The organism is Dietzia sp. UCD-THP, assembly GCF_000349585.1.
Taxonomy (GTDB): domain Bacteria; phylum Actinomycetota; class Actinomycetes; order Mycobacteriales; family Mycobacteriaceae; genus Dietzia; species Dietzia natronolimnaea_A.
On sequence record NZ_AOSR01000157.1, the window covers coordinates 1 to 270 of the forward strand.

Annotated in this window: 1 pseudogene; it reads right to left on the reverse strand. The window is 73.3% G+C overall.

What is annotated here, in order from left to right:
* A pseudogene (locus tag H483_RS0119400) lies at nt 1-220 on the reverse strand (homoserine kinase); the annotation flags it as partial.
* Nucleotides 221-270 lie beyond the last annotated feature (50 nt).

Consider the following 270-nt stretch of genomic DNA (forward strand, 5'->3'; position numbering starts at 1 on the left):
GACCGGCGCCCTCCCCCGACACCTCCAGCTCGAGGCCGGAGTCGATCGTGGTCACCGTGATCGTGTCGTACAGCCCCAGGGCCACCCCGAGCGCGTCGAAACCCGGCCCGAGGTTCGCGCTGGACGCCGGTACCTCGATCGTGACCGTGCGCCCGACCGGCAGGATGTGCCCACCCGAGCTGCCGAAGACCTCCGGGCCGGGACCGCTCACCTCGCTCACTGCAGGCCGAGGGCGCCGGCGACGGCCGACGGATCCACCGGGATGGCCTC